The organism is Ruegeria lacuscaerulensis (assembly GCF_013034685.1).
Lineage (GTDB): Bacteria > Pseudomonadota > Alphaproteobacteria > Rhodobacterales > Rhodobacteraceae > Ruegeria > Ruegeria lacuscaerulensis_B.
In genome coordinates this window covers 418,455-436,307 of record NZ_WQGO01000002.1, presented here as the reverse complement: position 1 = coordinate 436,307, position 17,853 = coordinate 418,455, and the positions used below count along the sequence as shown (strand labels likewise).

Sequence of the window (17,853 nt, the reverse complement as noted above, 5' to 3'; positions counted from 1 at the left end):
GGACATATGGACGAACCTGTCGTAAAACTAGAAAATGTCTGGAAAATATTCGGCGCGCGCGCCGAGGAAGCCATGGCTGCCGTTAGGGCGGAAGGAATTGGAAAACCCGAAGTTCTGGAAAGATTTAATTGCGTGGTCGGCGTCCAAGGTGCGACGTTCGAAGTCCCCAGAGGAGAGATTTTCTGCATTATGGGCCTGTCCGGCTCGGGTAAGTCGACGCTGGTGCGCCATGTCAATCGGCTGATAGAGCCGACCGCCGGAAAGATCGAAATTCTAGGGCAGGACGTTTCGAAGATTTCCGAGTCCGAGCTGCGCCGTATCAGGGCACAGCAGATCGGAATGGTGTTCCAGCACATGGCGCTGATGCCGCATAGGTCCGTGCGCGATAACGTCGCCTACCCGCTTGAGATCAGAAAAATATCTAAATCCAAACGCTGGGCAGTATCGGACCATGCGCTCGGCCTTGTGAACCTCACCGGTTACGAGGATCGTTTGCCCAAAGAGCTGTCTGGCGGGATGCAACAGCGGGTGGGTATTGCCCGGGCGTTAGCCTCGGACCCCGAGATCCTGCTGATGGATGAACCCTTCTCGGCGCTGGATCCATTGATCCGGCTACAATTGCAAGACCAGTTCAAGGCGCTTGTGGCGCAGTTGCAAAAGACCACCCTGTTCATCACCCACGATCTGGACGAAGCCATCCGCATCGGCCACCGGATTGCGATCATGAAGGATGGTGTGATCGTTCAGATCGGCACTCCGGAAGACATCGTGATGAACCCCGCCGACGATTATGTGCGTGAGTTCGTTCAGGGCATTTCGAAACTCAAACTGGTCAAGGCGCACTCGATCATGGAGCCGATCGACAGCTATGCCGGGCCACTTGATGGCGCCCCGCGCGCGGATGAAGGCTCGGATCTGGATCAGTTGATTGATCTGGCAGTGGGAACTGATTTGCCCGTCGTCATCACGGATGCGGGCAATGACATCGGTGTCGTGACCAAGCCGCGCCTGCTGCGCGGCATTCAGGGGGGCAAAAATGACTGATGCAACCGCCGAGGTAAAAGTAACAGCAGCCTCCGACATCGAAGTCGACCGCGAAGCTTTGGACAAGTCCATTCAGGAATTTGCCGGCCCGAACGGAGATTATTATGTAAACGCGTTCCACAAAATTCACGACGCGACCAGCGCAATGCCCAATACCTTCAACAAATGGGCGGCAGCGCTGGGTCCGCTCTGGTCAGCCTCCCGCGCGATCTGGGGGATGTTCTGGGCGTTTTTGATCCTTGAGATCATCGCATGGGTCCAGATCGGGCGCGGCGCATGGGGCAATCCGGGGGCCGAGTTTTCGGACCGGGCAGCCGGACAGTTGGACCGTGCCGCCGAGTTGTTGGAACGCGCAGCAAACGCAACCGAGCAGTCGGATATCGATCGGTTCACGCGTTTGGCTGAAAACATCCAGAAGGCAGCAGATACCAGTCTGGAACGGGCGGCAGCTGCTCAGGCCGAAGCGACGGGAATCCTGCTCACCGGTCTGGTCATGCTCGTTGTATTCAAGCTGATACAGGGCCTTTACGCTGATCGCATCTATGAAAAACAGTATTCCAGATGGCGCATTGATCCCGACAGTACGGAAAGCGGCCGGTCCACGCGCAACACAGTTCTGGGCGCAGTGCTTGTAGCAGCGATCGCGCCGCTGATCGTCTATAAGTTCACGGTCAATGCGTCGATTGCGATGCTGGACGCATTCCCGGAAAAAGAGGTCTCGGCACTGTTTTTGGGTGAAGATGGCGGCACGTTGTTCTCAAGCCTTGCCAGTTGGATGGAGGCCAAGATCGACGCCGCAGCCCTTGCGGGCGGGGATGTGTTCGACGGGATTGTTGCCGGGGTACGCTCTGTCCTGGATGCGCTGACGGTGGCGTTGATCGGATCGCCGTGGCCGGTGGTGATGTTAGTGATCTGCGTCACCGCGTGGCGTGCGGCGGGGCCGCGCGTGGCGATCTTTACTGCCGCGTCTTTGGCTTACATCGCACTTCTGGGTTACTGGGATGTCGCGATGGAGACTGTGGCCCTGGTTGGTGCTGCCGTGTTGCTTTGCGTGGTAATCGGCATTCCGTTGGGTATCTGGTTTGGCAAATCAGCACGGGCCTACCGTGCGGCTGAACCGGTGCTGGACCTGATGCAAACGCTGCCCGCATTCGTCTATCTGATACCAATCATCGCCTTCTTTGGCACTGGCAATCCGCCGGGCATTCTGGCCACGATCATCTTTGGCATGCCGCCGGTGATCCGCCTAACGGCGCTGGGGATGCGAGGCGTGCCCGACAGCATCAAAGAGGCTGCCGTGGCCTTTGGCGCCTCAAAGTGGCAATTGCTCAAGGATGTTGAGATTCCGCTGGCGCTGCCTTCGATTATGACCGGGGTGAACCAGACCATCCTGATGTGCCTGTCGATGGTGGTGATCATCTCGCTAATCGGCGGCGGCGGTCTGGGCAAGGAAATCCTTGAGGCGCTACAATATGCGGCCAAGGGTCCGGGTCTGCTGGGCGGCTTTGCCATCCTGTTCTGTGCCATGGTCATCGACCGGATCGTGCAGGGGGCCTTCCGGCGAGAAGACGAGAAAATCTGAATGCATGCGCCCCCGCTTGACGGGGGCGTTTTTTTGAAGGGGGTGCAGATGGCCGACCGCTATGAACAGTCGATGATGGATAACCTCTATTGGTGGGGCGTGCCGACCCTGTTTCGCTGTCCCAATACCGGGCCCGAGGGTCAGGACATCGCCTTGGTCGGCGTCCCGCATTCCACCGGCAACGGCACGACTGAGCGGGATCAACATCTTGGCCCGCGCGCGTTGCGCCATGTCTCGGCCGTGCAACGCCGGGTGCATTCGGTGTTCGAAATCGACCCGTGGAACAGCGCCAAGATCGCCGATGTGGGCGACGTGCCCTTTCCGCGCGCGAATGACAACGAGGAATGCATCGAGCGTATCACGGCATTTTTCAAGGACATCGACGCAGCAGGCGCGCGGCCCGTATCAGTGGGCGGAGACCACTCGATCACCGGCGGCATCGTGCAGGCGCTGGGGCGTGGTCAACTGGCTAAAGGTGAGCCGATCAGCTTCCTGCATCTGGACGCGCATACAGATGTATTTACCAAGGTCGATCACTTTTTGGGCGCAAAGAAATCGGCCGCCCATTGGGGCGCTTACCTGGCCGATCAGGGGCACGTTGATCCAACGCGGTCTATGCAGATCGGTCTGCGAGGTCACCCGCGCAGTCTAGACTGGCTGCAACCGTCTTATGACTATGGCTACAACATCGTCACCATGCGCGAGTTCCGCCAGCGCGGGCTGGAGGACGTGGTGGCGCAGACGCGCGAAGTGTTGGGCGACCGTCCGGTCTATATCACCTTCGATCTGGATTGCCTCGACCCGACCGTCGCGCCCGCGGTGTCCAATCTGGAACCCGGCGAGAAGGGCTTCGAAATTGACGAAGCCGTAGGGATTTTGCGGGCCGCGCGCGGGCTGAATATCGTCGGCGGAGACGTCGTCTGCATGATGCCCACCAAGGACAGCCCCAACAACATCACTGCTTTAACGGCAGCGGCAGTGATGTTCGAGATGATCTCGATGATCGCCGAAAATGTCCGCTAGCGGCGGGCGTCCACGGCTTGCGCCAGAACACAGAGCAGTTCGAACATCAATGATATCCCCAGCCACGCGGTGCTGCCCGAAGCGTCGAAGGGTGGAGAAACTTCAACCAAATCGGCCCCTACGAGGTTGATCCCAGACATTTCCCGAATAACTTGCTGGGCCTGAAAGCTGTTTGGGCCGCCGATCTCGGGCGTTCCGGTGCCGGGGGCAAAGGTGGGGTCGACGAAGTCGATGTCATAGGTGCAATAGGTCGGCGCATCACCGACAATACTGCGCACCTCGGCCATCACATCGCCGATGCCGCGGTCGAACAGTTCTTCGATACGGATGATGCGGATACCCTGCTCCTCTCCCCACTCGATATCCTCGGTGTTATAGGCGGTGCCACGAACGCCGATCTGGACAAAGCGTTTGGGGTCCACCAACCCTTCTTCAACCGCGCGCCGGAAGGGGGTGCCATGGGTGAACTTGTGCCCACCGAAATAGGTGTCGAACAGGTCCGTGTGGCTGTCAAACTGGATAAGACCCAGCGGACCAGACCCGGCTAGTGCGCGCAGCACCGGCAAGGTGGTCAAGTGATCGCCCCCGGCCGTCAACGGAGTAATGCCGCGCGCGTGCAAGTCGGCGTAAAACATCGTGACGCGGTTCAGCGTATCCTCAATATCCACTGGGTTTGGCGCGACATCCCCAAGATCAGCACAATTGACCAACGAGAATGGCGCAACACCTGTCACCGGGTTCATTGCGCGGATCATCGTCGAATAGTCGCGCAACTGACGCGGCCCATGCCGTGCACCGGGGCGGTTGGTAGTGCCGCCATCCCAGGGGATGCCAATCAGGCCCAGTTCGACCTCGGCGATGCGTTCGTGATCCAACGTCATGCCCGGCAAACGCATGAACGTCGGAATCCCTGCAAACCGGGCCAGATCCATCGCCGAAACCGGCTGAAAAAAAGAGTTGGTCATGTGGTTCCTCTACCCTGTCATACTGCGACCCTAGCCGCTGACATCAGACTTGGGAATGGCCGGAACGGTTCAGATCAGAATATCAAAACGCCCTCGGATTTCGGCGTCTTGCTGAGGTGTGAGATATTCAGGATGATGGGTATCCAATATGCCTTTGGCCTTTTCCCGCGCAGCAGCCCAGGCGTCTGTTGCGCCTTCTTCTTGCCAGGTGCGGGGTTCATTCCGGTCGGCCAGCGACGGATAGAAATAATCGCGCTCCATCGCTGCATAAGTCTCGGCGCTGCCCAGAAAATGGCCGTCCCCAAGCACAGATTGGCATATCGCCTCAAAACCCAGATTTTCTTCGGTTACTTCGACTCCGCGCAAAGCCCTGTATGTGTGGGAATGCATTTCATCATCCAGTACAAAACCCTCGAAACTGGCCCCCAGCAGGGATGCCGTCATGCCTGAACTTTCGTAGATCAAGTTCCCTCCTGCCAAAGCGGCGGCCAAAGACGTCATCGCTTTTTCAACGCCGTATTGCGCGTCAATGGCCTTGGCGTCGGTCATTGACGCCGCCACGCCGGATGGCAAGCCTAGCCAGTTGGTGATTTGCGCGGAAGCAGCATTCAAAATCGCCGTCTCGCCACTGCCCCCGGCAAACGCTCCGGTGCGCAAATCTACGACAAAGGGCCAGTTCGAGAACACCATCGGAAAACCGGGACCGATTGTATTGACCATCACCAGACTAGCCAATGTTTCGGCCAGTGACTGGGCCAGAAACCCTGCAAGCGTTGCCGGTGCCGTTGCTCCCGCTTGGGCGGCTGTAATACAGGACATCGGGATGTTATGGGCGACGCACTCATAGACTACGTCCACCGCATCCTCGCCGTAGCGCAGCGGTGAGATCACCGGACTGATATGGGCCTTCAGAAAAGGCCGTTTGGAAAATTCGCCTGGCCCACCAGCCGCAATGTCCAGCATTTGAACAATAGGAGCTACGTTTTCGGCCAGCGTGAAAGAGGTCGCCACAGGTTTAGTCGTGTTGCGCAGCAGCGCATAGGCCGTGTTGATGTCCAGATCGCGCACGTCTGTCACATCCGTGGCCACGCAACAGCGCGTAAACCAGCTGACATTGGAAAGCATGTCTTGCAGACGCGTAAAGTCATGCAGATCGGCCAGGGTTGACGGGCGATACAACCCGGTCTCCAAATCCAGCGTCTGGACGGCTGCGCCACCAGTGCCGAAATACACGCTATCACCGCCTACTTCGATCGACCGCACCTTATCGCGGCCATGAAAGGTAAATGTCTTGGCGGCCGTCTGAATCGACCGCTGCACCATGGCGCGTGGAAAGACCAGCCTCTCTCGATCTCTCGGCTGAGCACCGGCTGCACGCAAATCCGCGGCAAGACGGTCGGGCACATTGCCCATGCCAAGCGTCTCCAGAAGACGCAAAGCTGTCTCAAAGATCTGGTCCAATTCTATCGGAGACAGAGGTTTGAACGCCCCGCCCCTCTGGCCGGGTGGACAGGGGTCGACAACCGGCCTGGCCGCGCGCTGCGCGTGCCGGGCCTTTCGACCGCTTCGCTTACCGCTTTCTGCTGGCATCGTACCTCTTACTGCCTATCTTTCGGCCAGCCTAATCGGCAATCACAGCCATTCGCAAAAGCGAACTGCGAATATCAATATCCTCAATCGCCGTTTCGATTTTTCCACACTGACAACACCTCTGTTGTCGCGCTGCTTCGTTCTTACGCAAAACTGGCTTTGTACCAAAAGGAGCATTGCCGATGAAGTCTCGCACCAAAGCTGTTGTGATCGGCGGCGGGATCGCCGGGTGTTCAACACTCTACCATTTGACACAGGAAGGATGGACCGACGTTGTTCTCGTCGAACGGAATGAGCTGACATCAGGCACGACATGGCATTCGGCTGCCCAGGTGACGAACTTTGGCATGAACCAGACGATGGTAGGGCTTAAGTCACACTCGATCCGGCTGTACAAGGAACTGGCCGAAGACCCCGACTATCCGATCAACTACCACCACGGCGATGGCGGCATCCGTTTGGCCAATACCGAGGCGCAGATGCAGGGTTATCGCCACTTTGCCTCGATGGCGCGCGGGATGGATGTGCATTTTGAGGTGATCGATGCACAGGAATGCGCGCGGCGGCATCCGCTGATCTCGACCGAAAACCTGATCGGCGGACTTTGGGACCCGCTTGATGGCGATATCGACCCGGCGCAGCTGTGTCAGGCCTTGGCCCGTCGCGCCCGAAAAGCAGGGGCCGAGGTCTATCGCAACACACCCGTCACGGCCCTGACCCAGCACAGCGACGACACGTGGACTGTACACACAGAACATGGCGACATTGACTGCGATGTTGTGGTCAATGCCTGCGGATACCGCGTGAATGAAGTCGGTGCGATGATGGGGGTGCATCATCCCGTCGCCTCGATGGAGCATCAGTATTTTCTGACCGAAGAGATCCCCGCCATCCGTGATGCGGGGCACCGCATGCCCCTGCTGCGCTGTCCGATCAGCGACTATTATTGTCGGCAGGAAAAGAACGGGCTGTTGCTGGGGTTCTATGAACAAAACTGCAAGACGTGGGGCATGGACGGGATCGACCCGAATTTCGTCAATGCGCTCTGCCCCGATGATCTGGACCGGGTGACCGACGTGTTGGAGGGCGCTTTTGCCCGCATGCCAGCCCTGATGGAGGCTGGGGTTCACACCGTGGTCAACGGCCCGATCACCTATACCATCGACGGCGCGCCTCTGGTCGGGCCGATCCCTGGCAAGCGCAACGCATTCTGCATCATCGGCCTGCGGGCAGGTCTGGGCGAAGGCGGCGGCCACGGTTGGCTGTTGGCGCAGCAGATCGTGCATGGTGAGGCATGCTATGACACATGGTGCCTCGATCCGCGCCGGTTTACCGGGCATGCGAATGTGGAACTGACCGCTCTGAAAGCCATTGAAGACTACCAGAATGAGTTTCGCTTTCACTTCCCCCACGAACACCGCCCCGCCGGACGACCGGCGAAGACGACGCCATTGACACCGGTGCTAGCGGCCGAAGGGGCTGAGTTCACGGTGATCAACGGATGGGAAAGGGTGGACTATATCAAGCCATCTCCTGAATTCACCCACGCCCTCAGTTTCGATTTTGACGAAACCTTTGATCTGGTCGCCGCCGAGGTTGCCAGCGTGCAGGCCGGCGTCGGGCTGGCCGAGGTTAACGGTTTCAACCGAATTGAGATCACCGGCGCTGACCGGCACAGCTTCCTGGATCGGATGCTCTGCGGCATTGTCACGCGAAAGACCGACCGGGTCGGTTTGGGCTATCTTCTGAACCAACATGGCATGATCAAGGCCGAGGCCACAGTTGCCAACCTGCCCGCCAGTGACCGCGGGCCCGAGAGGGTCTGGTACGGGTCAGCAGCTGCCAGCGAGTTCCATGACATGGATTGGCTGATCCGCCATATACGGGCAGATGAAGACGTGCAACTGCGAAGCCTGACCAATGACCAAACCATTCTGATCCTTGCAGGCCCCAAGTCGCGCGATGTTCTGTCGACCTGCGCGCGGGGCGACTGGTCGGCGCAGGCCTTCCCGTGGCTCAGCTTGCGCGAATGTTATGTCGGGTTCGCCCCGGCCACCGTGATGGCGGTTAGCTTTTCCGGTGAGCTGGCCTATGAAATTCACGTCCCCAACGCTTCGCTTTATGCGGCCTATCTGGCGTTACGACAAGCGGGTGAAGCGCACGGGCTGAACCTGTTCGGCGCCCGCGCGGTTGAATCCATGCGGATGGAGAAAAGCTTTCTGCATTGGAAGGCCGACCTGATCACAGAGTTCGATCCTTTTGAAACCGGTCTGGAACGCTTTGTGAAACTGGACAAAAGCGATTTCATCGGCCGCGATGCGCTGCTGAAACGACAATCTAACGGCCCGCGCAAAAAATTAGTCGCCTTGCAGCTTCAGGCTACTGACCGGCCTGCGCATCCGGGCGCGTCACTGATGCAAGACGGTCAGGTCGTCGGCACTGTCACTTCGGGCGCATGGGGACATCGGGTTGGCCTGAACCTCGCACATGCGTTTGTGAACCCAGCGCTAGCCGAAGTCGGAACCGAGATCGATCTGGATTCCTGCGGACAGATCGTGCGCGCCACGATCATTCCGCCATCCCCATACGATCCGGGGTTTGACCGGGTGAAGGCCTGATTTCATCCTCTCTGGCGAATTTCCCGTTGCCGTGGGTCGAAAACTTTGCTTGGCTTTGTTTCGAGGAAATCGAAACAACGGGTGTTACACGTGTCCAAAGCTCTAAGCCTGCGCTGGTTGGAAGTGTTCCGTCTGGTCGCCAAGTCAGGGTCGATCCAACAGGCTGCGTCCGAGACCAGCTTGTCGATCAGCACTGTCTCCAACCACCTGCGCAGCCTTGAAGCCGCGCTGGGGGTTGAGCTGGTCGACCATGGTCGGCGACCAATGGGCTTGACCCCAGCTGGTGAGGTCTTTGCCCGCTATGTGCGCGACGGACTGACCGTGCTGAAACGGGGTGAAGCCGAAATTCGATCCGGTAACTGGAAACACGCAACCGATCTGCGCCTAGCTCTGATTGACGATTTCGACAATCAGATCGCGCCGGATTTGTTCCGCTTTCTGGCGCAGGCGCTACCTCGTTGCAGTTTTCGCCATTACACTCGCCCCAGTCACGAGATTCTCGCTAACCTTCAGGAACACAAATTGGACGCCGGGGTGGCCACGCGGCCGTCAGAACGGACCGACGGGCTGATCGAATACCCTCTGATGCGCGATCCATTCATCGTGATTTTACCAATGTCCTATCAGGGTGCGCCCGAAAACCTGCTGAAGCCGGACGCGGAATTGCCCCTGCTGCGCTATTCTCGGGACTACATGATCGGCAAGCAGATCGAGATTCAGTTAACCCGCAGCAAATACAACCTGCCCAACCGGTTCGAGATGGAGTGTAATCATTCAATCATCGGGCTGGTCGCCGAAGGCAGCGGCTGGGCAATCACGACGGCCGCATGTTTTCACCGGGCTCAACGGTTCCATGACAGCGTCAAAGCGCTTCCGTTTCCGGGTCGGAACTTTGTGCGGACGGTCTCACTGTTCACGACGGAAGTGTACCCTGAAACAACTTCGAAACTGATCCAGAAGGTCATGACTCAACTGATCCGCCAACACTTTACCGAGCCGATGGCGGGAAGCCATGGCTGGCTAAAGAACGACTTCCGGACGATGGAAGGCGAGGCAGCCTAGCCTTTCGCCGGTGGGCCCAACGACTGACGTTCGACAATATGCGTATCCAGCCTTGATCCTGTTCCGTCTGACTGTTGTTCCAACATCGAAACCAGTTCCATAGCCGCCCTGCGCCCCATTTCCCGATGCGGGACGTGAACGGTCGTCAAAGCCGGTGAGACGATGCGGGCCAGTTCAATGTCATCGAACCCGGTGATGGACACATCGCGCGGCACGTTCAAACCCATTTCCCTGGCCCGATGCAGGGCACCAACAGCCAGAACATCGTTCCCGCATAGTACTGCGGTGGGCCGAACGCTCTGCGACATCAACCTATCGAACGCCGCGGCGCCATTTTCGATTTCATAAGATGTTTCAATGATGGTCAGGTCCAAAGGCGAAATACCATGCCGGGCTGCCGCCTGTTCTATTCCTTCGATCCGAAGTCGCGCCCGGTCATTGCCGGACCGAATGCCCGAAATCACGCCAATCCGCCTGTGACCCAGACCGATCACCCGGTCGGCCAGTTCGGCCATGGCGGCGCGGTTGTCAAATCCAACCGAAGGCAATTGTGCGTCCGGCAGAAAAGACCACGCAATCAGGGCCGGGATTTTGCGGCGCTCCAGCTCTGTGTAAATCTGCGGCGCACGATCATGCCCGATCAACAACAACGCATCCGCCCCCCGCGCGATAAGGGTGCGGATCTGCTCCTCTTCAATTTCGGGTTTGTAGGCCGAGCTTGAGACCAGCAGTGTATAGCCATGTGTGTGCAGCTCTTCCTGAAAGGCCTGCAGACCACGCGCAAAGATCGCGTTCTCCATAGTCGGAATGATGGCCCCGACGGTCAGGCTGCGATTCGCTGCCATGACCCTTGCAGCAAAGTTAGGCATGTAACCCAGCGCATCAACGGCCGATTGCACCCGTTCGCGCGTCGCCTTGACCACCCGGTCGGGGGTATTGAGACAGCGCGAAACGGTTGCGGTCGAAACTCCGGCCATTTTGGCGACATCGTCCAGTGTCGGCGCCGTTCGAAGTTTTGACATTCCCAATCCTGCCATTTGTCTTTGCCAATAAGTCTAGACGCAACGGCCGCCGTAGGAAAGCAATTATGTAAGCGCTTGCAATTTACATGTAAGCGCTTACAAATGATGTTGAACCGAATCTCGAGAAAGCCCAAGACATGTTCCTGACCGCATCAGTTATCGTCTTCGTGATCTACTTTGCGAACGTCGCAGTGGGCGCTTTTGCGGGTGGCGCATTTCTCGGCGATGTCGGAGAGATGTTGGTTCTGTTCGCGGCGTCGATCCTGTTCGTTGTCGCAATTCTGAAAAAGGAGGCTGATCGCAACGCAGAACGCGACGGCTGACTTTTTTGCTTGGGAGGGCAAACAATGAACAAGGATAAACTGGAACTGGCGTCGGCCGAGCGCCGCAATTTCCTGAAGCTCAGCGCCACGGGGGCATTCACGGCAGCCCTGGTCGCCGGGGCCGGCGGAGTGTTGTGGTCATCCGAGGCCGCCGCGCAGACCGCAAAGGAAGAACGCGAGCGTGAAAACGCGGCCGATCATGTGATGACCATCGCCACGGCCTATGTGCTGGGTGCGTCACGCAGCTATCCAATCATGCAGCTGGACCTGAAGGAAAACATCCAGAACGCCACAAACGGCAAGGTATATGTCAAACTAGCCCCCGGCGGGCAGTTGGGTGCGGGCGGATCGCTGGTTCAGAAGGTTCAGGGTGGTACAATTCAGGCCGCACAGCACTCGCTGTCGAATTTTGCACCTTTTGCCTCGACCGTTGACCTGATCAACATGCCGTATCTTTGTGGCTCGAACCAGAAATTCACCAACCTTGTGAACTCGGACACCTGGAAGAACGAGGTGCATCCCAAGGTCGAGGCCGCCGGCTTCAAGGCGCTGTTCTACGTTGTGATCGACCCGCGCGTGGTTGCGGTGCGTCAGGGTGGCAATGCAATCATCACGCCGGGCGACATGAGCGGTGTGAAGTTCCGCGTTCCGGGCTCGAAGATGCTGCAGCAATATTACCGTATGGCGGGCGCAAACCCGACGCCGGTTGCCTGGGGTGAGACCCCTTCGGCCATTAAGCAAGGTGTCGCGGATGCGCTGGACCCGTCAGTGGGCGCACTGTTCGTGTTCGGTTTCAAGGATATCCTCAGCCATGTGACCTTCACGCAGGCGGTGCCGGACAGTCAGGTCTATTCCTGTAACCTGGAGTGGTTCAATTCGATGCCGCCTGACGTTCAGGAGGGTATCATGTGGGGTGCGGAAATGACCGCGCATCAGAACCTGGCCAAAGTGCCCTCGGCCCGCGCCTATGCCATGGCCGAACTGAACAAGGCGGGGGTCGAGTTCCACTCGCTCAGTTCCGATCAACTGGCCGAATGGGAAAGCGTCGGCGGCTATCAGAACGCCGAATGGGATCCGTTTAAGACCGAGCTTGCCGGGTCGATGGACGCCTTCGAAAAGCTGGTCGAGGCCGCTGGCACGCAGGGCAAATACTACGTCCACGACGCTTAGCAGACAGGCGGCGGGCGCAGCGAGTGAGCCCGCGATCTTCCAAAGCAGCCGGACCTGAAGCAGGCCCGCCAAAAAAGGCTATGGCCCGGTTGCTCTTTTGCCGAGGGAACAGATGACCCTACTTCAAAACATAGACCGCAACGCCGAGCGCTGGCTGCTGCTGGTGTTTTACGTGATGCTGGTCATCACCATGGCCATCGAGGTTCTTCGGCGTGAGATTTTCGCTTTCTCGTCGATCTGGGGCGAAGAGATCGTCCGCTATTCTTTCATCTACCTTGCGTGGATCGGTGCGGCAGCAGCCGTAAAGGAACGCGCCCATATCCGCATCGACGTGATCATGCACTACCTTGGGCCGCGTCCCAAGGCGCTGCTGTATATCTTTGGAGATCTGGTGATGTTCGGCGTGGCGGTCATCGCGCTCTACTGGTCGTATGAGGCGGTGCATGTTTCGGCCAAGTTCGGTTCGGTGACGGACGGGCTGCGGGTATCGAAGGTGTGGTTCCTGATGGCCGTGCCCACCGGTTTTGCGCTGATGATCTGGCGTCTGATCCAGTCACTGATGCGCGATCTGAAATGCCTGAGGGACGGCACGCCCGTCTTCGAAGGCGACAAGCTGTTTGACTGAGGGGACACGTAATGCTTTGGGGTTCTCTCAATCAAACCGTTGAACTTGGGTGGGATTTCTACCTGCCTGTGATCCTGTTCGTTGGTCTGATTGCCTTGGCTGTGCCCGTCTGGGCGGCCATCGGCACCGCCGCCATCGTGATGCTGGTCATGTCCGGCGACCTGCCGTTGAGCCTTGTGGGCGAAAGCCTGTTCACCGGCATCGACGCCTTCGCCCTGACGGCCGTACCGCTGTTCATCCTGACCGGGGACGTGCTGGTGCGCACGGGGTTGTCGCGAAAGTTTCTGGACGTGGCCGAGGCGTTGACGTGTTTTGCCAAGGGTGGCTTTGGCTCGGCCACTGTTCTGGTCTGCGGCATGTTCGCGGCGATCTCGGGCTCGGACGCGGCGGGCGCTGCTGCGGTGGGCCGAATGACGATCAATCGGCTGGTCGAAAGCGGTTATCCCCGCCCCTATGCCTGTGCGCTGGTCGCGGCAGGGGCCTGTACCGGCATCCTGATCCCGCCCTCGATCGCCTATATCATCATCGGTCTTGTGCTGGGTATTTCGGCCTCGACCCTGTTTCTGGCCGCCCTCATCCCCGGATTGGCCATTCTTGTCTCGATCCTCGTGACCAACATCATCATGAACCGCATCTACGCCTACGAGGGTGGCGGCATGATGACCATGGGCGAATGGCTGGCCAATCTGGGCAAGGCGCTGAAATCCGGCTGGTATGCGTTCATCGTGCCGGGGATCATCTTCTACGGCATCTTCTCGGGCCGCCTGACGCCCACCGAGGCCGGTGCGACCGCTGTCGTCGTCACCATCATCATGGGCTTCATCCTGCGGACGCTGACGTTGGCTGATTTCCCGTCGATGCTGGTCAGTTCGGCTAAGGTGAACGGGGTGATCCTGCCGATCATCGCCTTCTCGGCTCCACTGGCCGAGGCACTGGCGATCATGGGCGTACCGCAGGGGTTCGTGACGGCCGTCACCTCGCTGACCGATGACCCCTATCTGCTGATCCTGCTGATGATCGGTATCCTGATCGCCGCAGGCTGCGTGATGGAGACGACGCCGAATATCGTGATCCTGGCTCCGATCCTGAAACCGCTGGCGGACAATATCGGCATGAACGAGATTCAGTTCTGCATTATGATGATCACCGCATTGGGTGTGGGCTTTATCACCCCGCCTTTGGGTCTAAACCTGTTCGTTGTTTCCGGGATAACCGGAGAATCAATTCTAAAAATCGCGGCGCGCGCCGTGCCCTTTGTTCTGACCATGCTGATCGTGGTAATCCTGATCGCCTATGTACCGGCGGTGTCGACGACATTGCTTCCTGCCATCTACCAATAGGACCTGCTGACCATGCCCCGTGACTATCTGAAAAAGGCGACATTGACGGCGCAATCTCATGCGTCCGAAGTGCACGACACGGTCAAGACGATCCTTGCCGAAATCGAGGCGGGTGGAGATGCAAAGGCGCTGGAATACGCCGCCAAGTTCGACAAGTTCGAAGGCAATGTGCTGATGACACAGGCCGAGATTGACGCCGCCATTGCATTGGTGCCCGAGAAGCTGAAGGCCGACATCCGCTTCGCCCATGACAACGTGCGCCGATTTGCCGAGGCCCAGAAAGCGACCGTGTCGGACGTCGAGGTTGAGATCGTACCAGGCGTGACCGCAGGCCAAAAGGCGATCCCGGTGGACGCGGCAGGCTGCTACGTCCCCGGCGGGCGCTACAGCCACATCGCCAGCGCAATCATGACCGTGACCACAGCCAAGGTGGCTGGATGTCGTCATATCACCGCTTGTTCGCCCCCGCGTCCCGGTGAAGGTGTGGCCCCAGCCATTGTCTATGCCGCCCATATCTGCGGTGCCGACAGCATCTTGGCCATGGGCGGGGTACAGGGCGTGGCCGCGATGACCTATGGCCTGTTCGGCCTGCCGCGCGCGAATATCCTTGTGGGCCCGGGCAATCAGTTCGTAGCCGAGGCCAAGCGCATCCTCTATGGCAAGGTCGGCATCGACATGATCGCCGGTCCCACAGACAGTCTGATCCTTGCCGACAGCAGCGCCGACGCGCATGTGGTGGCAACCGATTTGGTCAGTCAGGCCGAGCACGGCTACAACTCACCCGTTTGGCTGGTGACGGATGACCGGGCTTTGGCGGAAAAGGTGATGGAGCTGGTGCCCGCCCTGATCGAAGACCTACCCGAGTTGAACCGAGAGAATGCCTCGGCCGCGTGGCGCGACTATGCCGAGGTGATCCTGTGCGGCGACCGAGAGGAAATGGCCGCCTGTTCCGACTCTTACGCGCCCGAACACCTGACCGTGCAGGCCGAGGATCTGGAGTGGTGGCTGGATCGGCTGACTTGCTACGGCTCGTTGTTTTTGGGTGAGGAAACGACAGTGTCCTATGGCGACAAGGCCACCGGCACCAATCACGTCCTGCCGACTTCCGGCGCGGCCAGCTATACCGGAGGGCTGAGCGTTCACAAATACATGAAGATCGTCACATGGCAGCGGGCCACCCGCGAAGGGTCGAAGCCCATCGCCATTGCGACTGCGCGGATTTCAAGACTGGAAGGCATGGAAGGCCACGCCCGCGCTGCCGATGTTCGGCTGGCGAAATACTTCCCCGATGAACAGTTCGACCTGTCCGCAGATGGATGACCCGCGCGCGCTTTTTGACCTGACCGGTCGGGTTGCGTGTGTCACCGGCGCCAGTTCCGGCCTTGGGCGGCAAGCGGCCAAGGTTCTGGCCGCCGCCGGAGCAAAGGTCGTGGCTGTAGCCCGTCGACACGATGCTTTGGCCGGGCTGGTCGCCGAGATTGGTAACAGCGCGGCCATGGTCGCCGCCGACATCGCGGATAGGGACCAGATCGAAGCGGTGGCGCAAGATATCTCGGACCCTTTCGGACCGCCGGATATTCTGATTCACGCCGCTGGAATCAACACCCGCGAAGCGGCAGATGACGTGACCGGCCAGGGTTGGGATGCAACGCTGGCCCTGAATCTGAGTGCACCGTTTTTCCTGAGCCAAGCGCTGGTCCCTGCCATGAAAGACAAGGTCTGGGGCCGCATCGTCACGTTTGCATCCCTGCAAACCACCCGCGCCTTTCCCGGCGGTATCGCGTATGGCGCGACCAAGGCCGGGATCGGCCAGTTGACCCGCGCCATGGCCGAGGCCTGGTCGCCCCACGGTATCACCGCCAACGCCATCGGGCCGGGATTTTTTCCGACCGAATTGACACAAGCCGTGTTCGACGACGCCAAAAGGGCCGAGCGCAACGCCGCCCAGACCTGTATCGGGCGCAACGGACGGATGGAGGATATCAACGGGCCGATCCTTTTCTTATGCTCAAGGGCCTCGGACTATGTCACCGGACAGGTCCTGATGGTTGACGGGGGGTTCACAGCAAAATGAAAGCACTGGTGTATGAAGGCGTGGAACATGTGGCCTATCGGGATATGCCCGACGCGGCGCCTCAGGATGCCGAACATCTGATCCGGGTCGAGGCGGTGGGTATCTGCGGCTCGGACATGCACGCCTATCTGGGGCACGATGCGCGACGTCCTGCGCCGCTGATCCTGGGGCACGAAGCCGCCGGGGTAATCGTGGGCGGCCCACGCGATGGGGACAGGGTGACAATCAACCCTCTGGTCCATTGCGGCACCTGCACGGCCTGCCAATCGGGCCGGGTCAATATCTGCCCTAACCGCCAGATCATCTCGATGCCCCCCCGCGAAGGGGCCTTTGCGCAATACGTCGCCATGCCGGACCGCAATCTGGTGACGGTGCCTGACGACGTGCCGCTGGCCAAAGCAGCATTGGCCGAACCGCTGGCAGTGAGCTGGCACACGGCCCGGCTAGGGCTGGAGGCGCTGCATCCCGCGATGGATCGGCGCGCCTTGGTCATCGGCGGTGGCGCCATCGGGTTGGCCGCAGCGCTGGCGCTGAAGGCAATGGGTGTCAGCGATGTCACCATCACGGAACCCAACGACGCCAGACGCACATATGTGGCGAGTATTTGCCCCTTCAACCTGCGAGCTGAAACAACCGAGACATTCCCACTGGTCGTCGACGCGGTAGGCTTCGCAGCGACACGCCAGGCTGCCTCGTCACTGGTCGAACCGGGGGGTGTGATCGCTCATGTCGGCCTGGGCGACGGGGGCGGCGGGTTGGACATACGCCGTATGACCTTGCAGGAAATCACATTTATCGGCACCTATACCTATACGGTCGAGGATTTCCGCCAAACCGCAAGTGCCATTTTTGATGGCAGGCTGGGCGCACTGGACTGGATCGAAATGCGGCCCCTGTCCGAAGGTGCCGATGCGTTCCGTCAGTTGCGCAACGGATCGGTGGCCGTGCCCAAGATCATCCTCACGCCGTGGGATTAGGCCCGGCAGAAACGGAGGCATTCATGTATCAGAAAATTCTTGTGCCCATGGCGCTGGATCACGACATTTCACCCCACACACTGCAGGTGGCCCGCGCATTGGCTGCCGATGACTGCGAGATCGTGGCCTTGCATGTCTATGAGATGCCGCAGGGTTCGGTCAGCGCGTATCTGGACAAGGATGTGGTAGATGAAGGCTTTCGCGCCGCGCTGAATTTGCTGCGCGACAAGGTCTCGGGGCTCGAGGGCGTGAGGCCGGAAATCATCAAAGGCCACACCGCGCGTACCATCATTGATTTCGCCAATGAACACAGCTTTGACTGCATTGTCATCGGATCGCACAAACCGGGGCTTAGCGACTATTTCCTTGGCTCAACCGCCTCACGCGTCGTGCGCCATGCAGGCTGCGCAGTGCATGTGCATCGCCGAACCTAAACCG

Annotated in this window: 16 protein-coding genes; 13 read left to right on the top strand and 3 right to left on the bottom strand. The window is 59.2% G+C overall.

Going from position 1 to position 17,853, the window contains the following annotated elements; genetic code table 11:
- The first annotated feature begins 6 nt into the window (after positions 1–6).
- The 3 genes from GOV80_RS06430 to GOV80_RS06420 are packed head-to-tail and all read left to right on the top strand — an operon-like array spanning position 7 to position 3,649.
- Positions 7–1,044, top strand: coding sequence for a quaternary amine ABC transporter ATP-binding protein (locus GOV80_RS06430; protein WP_170771952.1), 1,038 nt, complete (start codon positions 7–9; stop codon positions 1,042–1,044).
- Complete coding sequence (locus tag GOV80_RS06425) at positions 1,037–2,626, top strand: ABC transporter permease (RefSeq protein WP_170771950.1); 1,590 nt, start codon at positions 1,037–1,039, stop codon at positions 2,624–2,626. Before GOV80_RS06430 ends, GOV80_RS06425 begins: the two co-directional genes overlap by 8 nt.
- 48 nt (positions 2,627–2,674) lie before the next feature.
- Positions 2,675–3,649: an arginase family protein gene (locus GOV80_RS06420; protein WP_170783309.1), complete on the top strand. Its 975-nt coding sequence runs from the start codon at positions 2,675–2,677 to the stop codon at positions 3,647–3,649.
- Here the strand turns inward: GOV80_RS06420 and GOV80_RS06415 are convergent.
- A complete protein-coding gene (locus GOV80_RS06415) occupies positions 3,646–4,614 on the bottom strand; it encodes an agmatinase (RefSeq protein WP_170783308.1) in 969 nt (322 codons plus the stop codon). The two genes, GOV80_RS06420 and GOV80_RS06415, sit on opposite strands and share 4 nt — an antisense overlap.
- Positions 4,615–4,683: 69 nt before the next feature.
- Positions 4,684–6,204, bottom strand: a complete 1,521-nt coding sequence (locus tag GOV80_RS06410) for a trimethylamine methyltransferase family protein (protein WP_170783307.1) — start codon at positions 6,202–6,204, stop codon at positions 4,684–4,686.
- A gap of 182 nt (positions 6,205–6,386) precedes the next feature.
- Here GOV80_RS06410 and GOV80_RS06405 point away from each other — a divergent pair, with 182 nt between their 5' ends.
- Positions 6,387–8,822, top strand: coding sequence for a GcvT family protein (locus tag GOV80_RS06405; protein ID WP_170783306.1), 2,436 nt, complete (start codon positions 6,387–6,389; stop codon positions 8,820–8,822).
- A gap of 90 nt (positions 8,823–8,912) precedes the next feature.
- On the top strand, positions 8,913–9,884 hold the full coding sequence (locus tag GOV80_RS06400; RefSeq protein WP_170783305.1) for a LysR substrate-binding domain-containing protein: 972 nt from the start codon (positions 8,913–8,915) through the stop codon (positions 9,882–9,884).
- On the opposite strand, the gene GOV80_RS06395 is transcribed toward GOV80_RS06400, so the two are convergent.
- Positions 9,881–10,906 carry a LacI family DNA-binding transcriptional regulator gene (locus GOV80_RS06395; RefSeq protein ID WP_170783304.1) on the bottom strand — a complete coding sequence of 342 codons (1,026 nt, stop codon included), beginning with the start codon at positions 10,904–10,906 and terminating at the stop codon, positions 9,881–9,883. The genes GOV80_RS06400 and GOV80_RS06395 overlap by 4 nt on opposite strands.
- A 137-nt stretch (positions 10,907–11,043) precedes the next feature.
- On the opposite strand from GOV80_RS06395, the gene GOV80_RS06390 reads away from it, so the two are divergent.
- The 8 genes from GOV80_RS06390 to GOV80_RS06355 all read left to right on the top strand — a co-directional run bounded on the left by GOV80_RS06390 (position 11,044) and on the right by GOV80_RS06355 (position 17,849).
- Complete coding sequence (locus GOV80_RS06390; RefSeq protein ID WP_170783303.1) at positions 11,044–11,229, top strand: hypothetical protein; 186 nt, start codon at positions 11,044–11,046, stop codon at positions 11,227–11,229.
- A gap of 24 nt (positions 11,230–11,253) precedes the next feature.
- Positions 11,254–12,399: a TRAP transporter substrate-binding protein gene (locus GOV80_RS06385; RefSeq protein ID WP_170771934.1), complete on the top strand. Its 1,146-nt coding sequence runs from the start codon at positions 11,254–11,256 to the stop codon at positions 12,397–12,399.
- A 112-nt stretch (positions 12,400–12,511) separates the two neighbouring features.
- Positions 12,512–13,024 carry a TRAP transporter small permease gene (locus tag GOV80_RS06380; RefSeq protein WP_170755068.1) on the top strand — a complete coding sequence of 171 codons (513 nt, stop codon included), beginning with the start codon at positions 12,512–12,514 and terminating at the stop codon, positions 13,022–13,024.
- Between the two features lie 11 nt (positions 13,025–13,035).
- Positions 13,036–14,364 (top strand): TRAP transporter large permease, encoded by a 1,329-nt coding sequence (locus tag GOV80_RS06375; RefSeq protein ID WP_170771930.1) that lies wholly within the window; start codon positions 13,036–13,038, stop codon positions 14,362–14,364.
- Positions 14,365–14,376: 12 nt separating this feature from the next.
- On the top strand, positions 14,377–15,684 hold the full coding sequence (hisD, locus tag GOV80_RS06370) for a histidinol dehydrogenase (protein ID WP_170783302.1): 1,308 nt from the start codon (positions 14,377–14,379) through the stop codon (positions 15,682–15,684).
- Positions 15,677–16,438: an SDR family NAD(P)-dependent oxidoreductase gene (locus tag GOV80_RS06365; RefSeq protein ID WP_170783691.1), complete on the top strand. Its 762-nt coding sequence runs from the start codon at positions 15,677–15,679 to the stop codon at positions 16,436–16,438. Before hisD ends, GOV80_RS06365 begins: the two co-directional genes overlap by 8 nt.
- Entirely contained in the window at positions 16,435–17,415 is a 981-nt protein-coding gene (locus tag GOV80_RS06360) for a zinc-dependent alcohol dehydrogenase (protein WP_170783301.1), read from the top strand. The genes GOV80_RS06365 and GOV80_RS06360 overlap by 4 nt, the downstream gene beginning before the upstream one ends.
- Positions 17,416–17,438: 23 nt before the next feature.
- Positions 17,439–17,849 carry a universal stress protein gene (locus tag GOV80_RS06355; RefSeq protein ID WP_170771922.1) on the top strand — a complete coding sequence of 137 codons (411 nt, stop codon included), beginning with the start codon at positions 17,439–17,441 and terminating at the stop codon, positions 17,847–17,849.
- The last annotated feature ends 4 nt before the right edge of the window (positions 17,850–17,853 follow it).